The 9,984-nt window shown below is 48.0% G+C and carries 7 protein-coding genes; all 7 read left to right on the top strand.

Translation table 11 applies throughout. The annotated features are described in order from the left end of the window. The first annotated feature begins 776 nt into the window (after positions 1-776). The 7 genes from FS806_RS21795 (at position 777) to FS806_RS21765 (ending at position 9,931) form a co-directional block, all read left to right on the top strand. On the top strand, positions 777-2,552 hold the full coding sequence (locus tag FS806_RS21795) for an ABC transporter ATP-binding protein (protein ID WP_144940860.1): 1,776 nt from the start codon (positions 777-779) through the stop codon (positions 2,550-2,552). Then, positions 2,549-4,402 (top strand): ABC transporter ATP-binding protein, encoded by a 1,854-nt coding sequence (locus FS806_RS21790; RefSeq protein ID WP_144940857.1) that lies wholly within the window; start codon positions 2,549-2,551, stop codon positions 4,400-4,402. Before FS806_RS21795 ends, FS806_RS21790 begins: the two co-directional genes overlap by 4 nt. A 142-nt stretch (positions 4,403-4,544) precedes the next feature. Next, positions 4,545-4,928 carry a hypothetical protein gene (locus FS806_RS21785; protein WP_144940855.1) on the top strand — a complete coding sequence of 128 codons (384 nt, stop codon included), beginning with the start codon at positions 4,545-4,547 and terminating at the stop codon, positions 4,926-4,928. Between the two features lie 1,234 nt (positions 4,929-6,162). Next, entirely contained in the window at positions 6,163-6,924 is a 762-nt protein-coding gene (locus FS806_RS21780; RefSeq protein ID WP_144940853.1) for a sugar phosphate isomerase/epimerase family protein, read from the top strand. A 207-nt stretch (positions 6,925-7,131) separates the two neighbouring features. After that, on the top strand, positions 7,132-7,950 hold the full coding sequence (locus FS806_RS21775) for a GDSL-type esterase/lipase family protein (protein WP_144940850.1): 819 nt from the start codon (positions 7,132-7,134) through the stop codon (positions 7,948-7,950). A 21-nt stretch (positions 7,951-7,971) separates the two neighbouring features. Beyond that, entirely contained in the window at positions 7,972-8,946 is a 975-nt protein-coding gene (locus FS806_RS21770) for an ABC transporter ATP-binding protein (RefSeq protein WP_144940847.1), read from the top strand. Then, on the top strand, positions 8,939-9,931 hold the full coding sequence (locus FS806_RS21765; RefSeq protein WP_144940844.1) for an ABC transporter permease: 993 nt from the start codon (positions 8,939-8,941) through the stop codon (positions 9,929-9,931). Before FS806_RS21770 ends, FS806_RS21765 begins: the two co-directional genes overlap by 8 nt. Positions 9,932-9,984 lie beyond the last annotated feature (53 nt).

Below are 9,984 nucleotides of genomic sequence, written 5' to 3'. Positions count from 1 at the left end.
TGTGGTGAACAACAATTTCTCGATTCATGGACGATGTCCTTCTTCTATTCTGTTATTCGACAAAGGTTCTAAATTTCCGATCTTTTGGCACGGTAATCGACGGCGATATTTTTGCAAGACTCAAGTAAGAAAGTAAAAGTTCCACCTCATACCTGTTCTTATATTTCATCGTAACCGCGCCAGTCCAAAGGACGGCGATAGCCGTTATCCTTGTGGGAAAAAATACGCAAAGAAGGTTAACAGATTTATTAAATGAAAGCCCGGATGGAACCAAAAGGTAACAAATCGAGGTTATTAGCGGCCGGAGAAACATTGGAAAAAGAAAGTCGATGAAAACAGGAAACAATTGGGGGGATATGGATTATTTAAAAGGATTCGACGGATTGTATCTGCTTTTTATTAGCAAATGTTGAAATAGGAGGATTTTAGCGGTTTTCTACTTATTGCCCCCCTGTAAGGATGGTGTTAATATTGCTAATGATTCGAGCGGAAATACCGCTTAGATACAAGCCGGGAGAAAGAAATAACAAGGGACGGCACTAAGGAGCTGTCGCTGGTTTATACTGCCTCCGGCCAACCGAAAGCGGTTTATCGGGGAGAGAGACTTTACTGGCCGCCACTGGGTAGGATGAATATTTATTCACTCTATTCATTCGGACGGTTACGGCCATCAGGTCGCTTCATAAGCCGATTCCTATTTTCGCACGGTTCACAGTAAGGAGCGAATGCTTACGAGACAAGTTTTGCCAAAGGCAGAGCTTATAGGGGGCAGGAGGATGAATGTATTTAGGCAGTTGAAAGAGTATTATTGGAAGGAGAAGAGGCTATTTTTCATCTCGATCATTTGTCTGGCGTGCGCCACGGCCTTGGGACTCGTATATCCCAATCTGCTCCGCTTTTTGATCGATGATGTCATCATCGCAGGAAAGTATGAGATGGTTCCTTACTTGTCGTTACTCGTCATAGTGGTCATCTCGATTAAAGGAACGTTCCAGTTTCTTCACGGATTTACCGGGGGACGGCTTGGTAACCGGGTAGCGTATAATCTTCGGAACGCCTTATACAACAAACTGCAGTATCTGTCCTTCCAGTTTTATGACAAGGCAAGAACCGGCGATTTGATGTCGAGATTGACTGCCGACCTGGAGGCCATTCGCCACTTCATCGGCTTCGGTATGGCGCAAATATTTAACGTCGTGCTGATGCTTGGATTCGGGCTGGCCATGATGTTCAGCATCAATTGGAAGCTAAGCCTGATTACGATGGTCACTATGCCCTTCCTGGCGTTTACAGCCGTCCGTTTCGAAGGGAAAATTCATCCGGCCTTCCGCAGCATCCGCAAATCCATGAGTGATCTGACTACGGCCGTGCAGGAAAATATTACGGGAGTAAGAACGGTTAAATCCTTTGCCCGCGAGCCCTATGAAATTGAGAAGTTTGCGGCTAGAAGCGAAGACTACAAAGGGACAAACATATTTACTTCCAATATATGGGCCAGGTTCTTCCCGGTTATGGAGCTATTTGCGAACCTGAGCATCGTCATTCTGTTAGGGGTAGGAGGCCACTTCGTTATCACCGAACAGATGTCGGTAGGGGAATTGGTAGCGTTCAACAGCTTAATCTGGTATATTATCGGCCCGATGTGGAATATCGGGGTGCACATTAACAATTATACACAATCGAAAGCGTCCGGCGAAAGGATTCTTGAACTGCTTCATCATTACGTGCATGTCAAGAACGTGGATCAGGCCGTCAAGCTGAGCCCGGAGCAGGTAAAGGGACATGTTAAATACGAGAACGTTACCTTCGCCTATCCGGATAATTCTCCGGCGCTGTATAACATAAACCTGGATGCTCCCGCCGGAAGCGTCATCGGGCTGCTCGGCGGCACGGGATCCGGGAAATCCACCTTCATCCAATTGTTGATGAGAGCCTACAGCCTCAAGGATGGGGCCATTACATTGGATGGGAGAAATATTAACGAGCTGGATCTGGAATCTCTCCGCCGGCAAATTGCGGTCGTCTTCCAAGAAACCTTCCTGTTCTCGGCATCGATTCGCAATAATATCGCCTATGGCAACAGGGACGTGCCGATGGAGAAAATAATTAAAGCGGCGCAATTGGCGAAAGCCCATGACTTCATTATGGAGCTGCCTGAAGGCTACGATACGGTCGTTGGCGAGCGGGGTATGGGGCTGTCCGGAGGCCAGAAGCAGCGGATCGCCATCGCACGCGCCTTGTTGAAAGACCCTAAAATCTTAATACTGGACGATGCGACAAGCGCGGTCGATATGGAGACGGAGCATGAAATTCAAGCAGGCTTCAGCGAATTGATGAAGGGAAGAACCACATTTATTATAGCACATCGAATCTCTTCGCTTCGACATGCCGACGAAATTATTGTTTTGGATAAGGGAAGGATTGTGCAGAGAGGAACCCATGAGGAGCTTCTGGCCCAACCGGGACCTTATTTGGAAACCTATAAAATCCAGTACTCCGATCGGCCCGAAGAGGCCGGAGAGAGAATGCTAAAGCAGAGGTGGGCCAATTGAGTAACCGGCGAAAGGTCGAGAACGATGATTCGTTGAAACAGTCGGGGGGCAGCAAGCAGCAGCGCTTTGTCTACCAAGACGATGAAGTAATGGAGAAGCCGTTCGACTGGGGACAAATGCGCAGACTGGGTAAATATATGATGCCCTACCGCAAACAGATGCTGCCCATCATCATTATAACGATACTGCTGGTCACACTAACGAAGCTGGCCATCCCCTTGTTCATCACGTATGCTATTGACCATGCGCTAATGGAGAAGAACGGAAAGCTGCTGCTTATCATCATTGCCTCAATGGCTGCGGTATATATAATACAATGTCTGGCGAGCAATTACAGGATCCGGTATACATCCATGATCGGGCAGCGGGTGATCCATGATCTCAGGCATGATCTGTTCAGCCACATTCAGTCTCTGTCTTTTCGCTTTTTTGATAAGCGCCCGGCGGGATCGGTTCTTGTCCGTGTAACGAATGATATAAACTCTCTTCAAGATCTGTTCACTAACGGTGTAGTCAACGTACTCATCGACTGTATTCAATTGTTGGGAATAGTCATCATACTCTTGATGTTTAATGTCAAGCTCGGTTTGGCCATCATGATTACAGTTCCGTTAATGTTTCTGGTATCCACTTCCTTGCGTAAGAAGATCAGGCGGGGCTGGCAGGACGTTCGGATGAAGCAGTCGCGCATTAATTCTCATCTGAACGAGAGTATCCAAGGAATTAAGGTCACCCAGGCTTTTACCCAAGAGAAAGAGAACATGCAGTATTTCAACGAAATGAACGATGTGAACCGCAAATCATGGGACCGAGCTTCACGTCTTAATCAAACCTTCGGGCCCTTGATTGAAATTACTGGAGCGATCGGTTACTGTATTTTGTTCTGGTATGGGGCTACGCTCGTTGCCGCCGGGGATATTTCCATCGGGGTGTTGGTCGGTTTTGCCACATATATCGGGCATTTCTGGGAGCCTATTAATCGTTTGGGCCAAATGTATTCTCAACTGCTCATAGCTATGGCGTCATCGGAACGCATCTTTGAGTTTATGGATGAACAGCCGACCGTACAAGAAAAAAGAAAAGCGCGTACCTTGCCCCCAATCCAAGGGAATATCCGTCTGGAGAATATCGTATTTGAATACGAACCGAACCGTCCGGCACTTAAAGGGATAAGCCTGGAGGTTCAGTCGGGCCAATCCATAGCTTTGGTCGGACATACGGGATCGGGAAAAAGTACGATCATCAACTTGCTGTGCCGCTTCTATGATCCGGTAGAGGGAAGAGTGATGATCGATGGTCACGACATTCGGGATGTTACGGTCCAGAGCCTTCGGTCCCAGATTGGAATTGTTCTGCAGGACACGTTCATCTTCTCGGGAACGATTCGCGATAATATACGATTCGGGCGATTGGATGCGACAGACGAAGAGGTGGAACTGGCCGCCAAGGCGGTTCACGCTCACGACTTCATCATTAACCTGCCCAATGGCTATGATACGGAGGTGCAGGAGCGGGGAAGTATGCTGAGCATGGGGCAGAGACAGCTTCTTTCATTCGCAAGAGCTCTGCTCGCCGACCCCCGGATCTTGATTCTGGACGAGGCGACAGCCAGCATCGATACCGAGACGGAGCTGAAAATTCAGGAAGCGATGAAGACGCTGTTGGCAGGCAGAACCTCTTTCATTATCGCTCACCGCTTATCCACCATTCGTCATGCCGATAATATCGTCGTTCTGGATCATGGCAGAATCATGGAGACCGGGAATCATGATGAACTGATGAAAAAGCAGGGAATTTATCACGGGCTTATTCAAGCGCAGTATAAGTTTCTGAATGAAGCCGTCGGTTAAATTTAAGCTAATTGTATATTTTGAGAATCAGCGGTGCCCGGCGATTTCCTGACAGGAATTGCCGGGCAGTTGTTGGTGTTGTCCAGGCGGGTTGAACAGAATGGTATTAATTGTGATTCTCAATAAAAGGCGGCGGTATTCTATGAATACATCACTATTTGTCATTTCCATTCTTGTTGTGATTTCCCTTTTTACTACAACGTTCACAGTAACGAAAGTCGTCTTGGCGCATCGCTCCCATAAGGATAAGATGCGACTGACCAAGCAGATCATGGACAATGGAAAATCTGCAGAAGCGATAGTCAATTTCATTCGACAAACCCAGTCCAAGCTTGACGATCAGCCGGAGGTTATATTGGATCTTACCGTTACCAAGGATAACGGTGAAGTTTTTCATGCCGCGGTAAAAACCTTTATTCCTCTAATCCTTATCCCGCAATTTCAGAAAGGGAAAATTATCCAAGTGAAGTATGTTGAACAGGAGGACCAAAGAAAGGTAGCCGTCGAAGACGCTTATCTTCCATAATTCGTTTCAAAAGATTTTCTAAACACTCCACCACTGATATCCCCTAAAGTCAGGTGACTGGAACTATGCTCCCATCCCGAGTCTCTTTGACTGCTATCCCCCTAAATCAGGAGAATGAAACATAGCATCAATGTCCCGTCTTTTGACTGCTATCCCCCTAAATCAGGAGAATGAAACATAGCATCAATGTCCCGTCTTTTGACTGTTATCCCCGTGAGTCAGGAGAATGAAACATAGCATCTATGTCCCGTCTTTTGACCGTTATCCCCGTGAGTCAGGGAATGAAACCTAGCATCTATGTCCCGTCTTTTGACCGTTATCCCGTGAGTCAGGAGAATGAAACATAGCATCAATGTCCCGTCTTTTGACTGTTATCCCCTTAAGTCAGGAAAATTGCATCCATTCCCTGGCCTTTTGATCGTTATCCCCAAGAGTCAGGAGAATGAGACACTGCTTCCTTAGTCTTCGTTGTTATGTCTTCGCGAACGCAAAGATCCGTAGTACAGCTTGTTAGGCGATACCTATGGAGCTTAAGGTTTTACCGCCAATGAACAGTCGGCTCTCTATAGGTTCTTATGGTGGTATATCGTTGAAAGATACTTTGGGAGTTCTTATTCTAGATAATTGCTTAATTTCTGAGTAAAAGGGATAACAAACCAAAGGAGCGGAAAGACGATATGGATTCGAATTAAAGGAAATGAAGAAAGACGATGAACTAAAAAGTCAGTAGTACGAGAAAGGAATTAAGAGGGCGGCGGTCGGAGAGTGTGAAAGAAGGAAGTAAGTGGGGGTTGCTTCAAAAAAGAAAGTCAGTGGTACGAAAAAGGAATTAGGAGGTGAGCAGTTGGAAGGAGCGAGGAGAAAGAAGTTAGTTAGTGAGAGCAGTTCCCAAAGGAAAGGAAATGAAGAAAGACGATGAAAGGAAGAGGTCACTGGCACGAAAAGCACAAAGGAGCAGTAGAAGCAGGCAATCGCGGCGTAGCGAAAAGAATAGAGTTAGCGGAAGCAGTGAAAAGAAGTTGATGTCGATGTCGGATGCCGTCAAAGGAAATGTGAAGATAATGATGCAGTACATCTTCAAACATTGTAGCAGTCTGCTTCAATAGATCTTTATCCTATGGTAAGATTAAAGGGTGGCGAGAGGGGCTGCATTCCAAGCAACACCGTGAATTGCCGCATCTATGAATGGTCGAATACATAGGGAAAGCTATTCCAGGCAGGGGAGGAATTTAACATGAAGCACAAGTTTGCAGCGCAACTATATACTTTGAGGGAGCAAGTAAAGGAAGATTTCCCGGGAGTACTCAGGCAATTGAAGGAAATGGGCTGGGCGGGGGTCCAAATTTCGGGACTGCACGGTTATACTGCCGAAGAAATAGCCGCCGTGCTGAAGGAAACCGGCTTGGGAACCGCAGGTATGCATGTGTCCCTGGACCGGCTGAAAAATGAGCTCGACGAAGTGCTGAATGAAGCCCGGATTTTAGGCACCAGAGACGTCGTATGCCCTTCACTGCCGGGCGAATTGAAGAACGAGGAAGGTTACCGGTCGGTTCGCCGCGAGCTGAACGAAATTGCGTCCAAGGTTGAAGCGGAAGGATTCCGGGTGAACTATCATAATCATGCATTTGAATTTGAAACGACTGTCGACGGAAAGTCAGCCCTGGAGTATTTGCTGGAGCCCTCTTCCGACAACCGGGTTCTGGCGGAGATTGACGTCTATTGGGTGAAGAAAGGCGGTCAAGATCCGGTGCAATTCATCCAACCCTATGCCAACCGTATGCCGATATTGCATCTGAAGGACATGTCGAAGGACGAGTCCGGGACGTTTGCTGAGGTGGGGACAGGCGTCATAGATTTTGCCCCTATTTTGCAGTGGGGAGAGAATAACGGGGTGGAGTGGTACGCGGTTGAACAAGACGTGTGCCCGGGGGACCCAATGGATAGCCTCCGACTGAGCCTCGCCAATTTGAATAAGCTGGCAGAACAAGCAAATTAAATAGATCGTGCGGCGACCTTCCTGATTGTTCGGGAGGGTCGTTATTTGTATCACGTGTTAATACAGGACGGGAGAATACTTGAAGAGAACTTGCTGCATCTTGGGCGGCAAGTTGCAAAATGTGAGAGGAACCTTTACTCTAATAAGGGAAATTAACTTTTTTAGAGCAGCCAATGAAATAGAGAGGTCAGGGGGAGAGCGTAGGCAATGAATTCATCGCGGCTTCTGTGGAGAACGACCGGTTTGGTGGCTGTCCTTTCCACGCTGTTGTTTCTGTTCGGGTTTGTATATGCGGTTAAATCCATTTGGTACCCGTCGGCCGGCGAGCCCGCAATCTCACGGGAGAAGCCGGTAGAAGCCAATCCGTTATTATCCTCGGACAAGATTCAAATCGTGGCGCTGGGCGATTCCCTGACCAAGGGGCAGGGAGATATTACGGGCGAAGGCTATGTTGGAAAAGTGAAGAAGCGGCTGGAAAGCGCAACAGGAAAAGATGTATATGTGTGGAATTATGCCGTTGGAGGTCTTCGGACGAGTCAATTGCTTGATTATATCTACAATGACAACGGCGAGATTCCGCAGTCGATCCAGAAGGCCAATCTAGTCTTCGTCACGATCGGCGGTAACGACCTGTTTCAATTTGGCTTTGGTTCGGCAGCCGCCACCAATTCCGATTCCTTGGAGATCGACTTTGACAGCGTGGCACAACAGATGCCGGATGCATTGGAGCGTCTGGAACGGATATTAAACCGGATAGCCGAGTTGAATCCGAAGGCTAGAATTATCTATGTCGGATTATACCACCCTTTTCTGGATTTCGATTCGGTTGGACAAGGCTCTCTCCTGCTTCACGAATGGAACCATCATGCGACGTCGCTTTCCACCAAGCTCCACAATTTAACCGTTGTTCCTACCTATGATTTGTTCGAAACCTATTTGACCAAGTATTTGGCCAATGATCACTTTCATCCGAACGAAGACGGCTATGAGCGCATGGCGGAGCGGGTCATGCAGGTGCTTGAATAACGGGCCAAGGGGGGATAAGGAATGCCAGCTGGCGAACAGGTTCTGAATGTGCGGAATTTAAAGAAAAAAATCCGGGGAAAATGGATCATTAAAGGAGTTTCCTTTGATATTAAGGCAGGGGAAGTGTTTGGTTTCCTAGGCCCGAACGGTTCAGGCAAAACGACGACGATCCGGATGCTCGTTCATTTGATCAAGCCGACGGAGGGGACAATCTCTGTCTGCGGCATTTCCTTACGCGATAAACCGACAGAGGCGTTGAGGAACATTGGCTGTATCGTGGAAAACCCCGAGTTATACGGTTATTTGACCGGGTGGGAAAATCTGGAGCATTTTGCCCGGATGCTGCCTGGGGTATCTGCCGAACGGATCGCCGAGGTCGTGGAGATCGTCGGAATGGATAAAAGGATTCATGATAAAGTTAAAACTTATTCGCTCGGAATGAGGCAGCGGCTCGGAATTGCCCAGGCACTGTTGGGTCGCCCCAAGCTGCTTATATTGGATGAACCTACTAATGGGCTCGACCCGCAGGGGATTAAAGAGATGAGGGAATTTATTCGCAAGCTCGCCTCAACCGGGTTGAGCGTATTCGTGTCCAGCCATTTACTGAGCGAAATTCAATTGATGTGCGACCGGGTAGCGATCATTACCCAAGGCTCGGTTATTGCGGTGGGGGAAGTGGACGAGCTGATCAGTCAAACTGATAATATCGTCGTCTGGAAAGTGAACCGGTACGAGGAGGCCGTCCGGTTCTTTAGTCAAAGCGGGATTGAGATCGTCAACGAATGGTCTCGCTTGCTTGGGCACGAAGAAGAGGGGCGAGGAACGGAAGCGGGAGCCGGAGCCGGCGAAATTGCAACGGTTCTTACGGAGGAAGAGGTGCCTGCTATAAATGCGAAACTGGTCGGATCAGGCATTGGGGTGTTGGCCATCGTTCATAAAATTCCGACGTTGGAAGATTTATTCTTGCGGCTGACGGAGGGTGAACGAATTGGTTAGTTTATATCCGCTCGTGCAGAACGAAATGATCAAAATGTTAAAGAAGCGCCGTTTCCTTGTCGTTGTTCTAATTCTCGCTATTCTGATCCCGATGTTTACCTATGCCCAGATGAAGGTGGCCGAAAACTACCGCAAGCAGTTCGGGACGGAAGACTGGCGGGTAACGACCCAGCAGCAAATCATTGACTATACCAACCGATTGAACAGCAACCGGGTGGCTGAGGAATGGAAGAAGATTCTGCGGGTCGAGGTGCAGAGACTGCAGTATGCGCTTGAGCAGAACGTCAACCCGCAGTGGCCTAGCGGGGTAACCTTCATGAGGGATTTTGTCCAGAATTCGGTCAGTTTGTTCATTCCGCTCTTGATTGCGGTCATGGCTTCCGATATCATTTCCTCGGAGCATTCGACGGGAACGATCAAGCTTTTGTTGACAAGGCCGGTGCAAAGATGGAAAATTTTGATGAGCAAATGGGTCACCCTCATTTTGTTTGTCGGGCTGATCCTCCTGTCTACCGCTATTTTGTCTTATCTCATCTCGGGTGCCGTCTTCGGCTATTCGGGATGGAATATGCCGGTGCTGATCGGATATCAGCTGATCGGGGACGAATTGAGCACGGCTAACGTCCATGCGATTCCGCAATGGCAGTTCATTCTAATGGAAATCGGCCTCGCCTGGTTCTCCGGCGTGATCGTCGCTACACTGTCGCTAATGGTATCCGTTCTGGTCCGCAGTACCGCAGCCAGTATGGGAATAATGCTCGCGACGCTCATCGCCGGAACAATACTGACCAATATGGTCTCCACCTGGGAGAGCGCTAAATATTTGTTTATGGTAAACTTGGAGACGATCAATTATTTAACGGGCTCTATTCCACCTGTGCCGGGAATGACATTGACCTTCTCCCTGGCGACTCTTGCGGTTTGGGGGGTGGCGGCACTCATTATCGCTTTTACTGTTTTTACTCGGAAGGATATAATGAACTAGTATGGATACAATCGATGCCATATTCTAGATGTCATAGCTTACTTTGATTAGGA

Origin of the sequence: Paenibacillus sp. 32O-W (assembly GCF_007679495.1) — a bacterium.
Classification (GTDB): Bacteria; Bacillota; Bacilli; order Paenibacillales; family NBRC-103111; genus Paenibacillus_L; species Paenibacillus_L residui.
The sequence above is the reverse complement of the archived record's forward strand: the minus strand, read 5'-3'. Positions and strand labels throughout refer to the sequence as shown.

Excerpts from the sequence above, each read along its gene's own strand:
- FS806_RS21770 (WP_144940847.1), top strand. The coding sequence starts at position 7,972 with ATGCCAGCTGGCGAACAGGTTCTGAATGTGCGGAATTTAAAGAAAAAA.
- FS806_RS21785 (WP_144940855.1), top strand. The coding sequence starts at position 4,545 with ATGAATACATCACTATTTGTCATTTCCATTCTTGTTGTGATTTCCCTT.
- FS806_RS21780 (WP_144940853.1), top strand. The coding sequence starts at position 6,163 with ATGAAGCACAAGTTTGCAGCGCAACTATATACTTTGAGGGAGCAAGTA.
- FS806_RS21775 (WP_144940850.1), top strand. The coding sequence starts at position 7,132 with ATGAATTCATCGCGGCTTCTGTGGAGAACGACCGGTTTGGTGGCTGTC.
- FS806_RS21795 (WP_144940860.1), top strand. The coding sequence starts at position 777 with ATGAATGTATTTAGGCAGTTGAAAGAGTATTATTGGAAGGAGAAGAGG.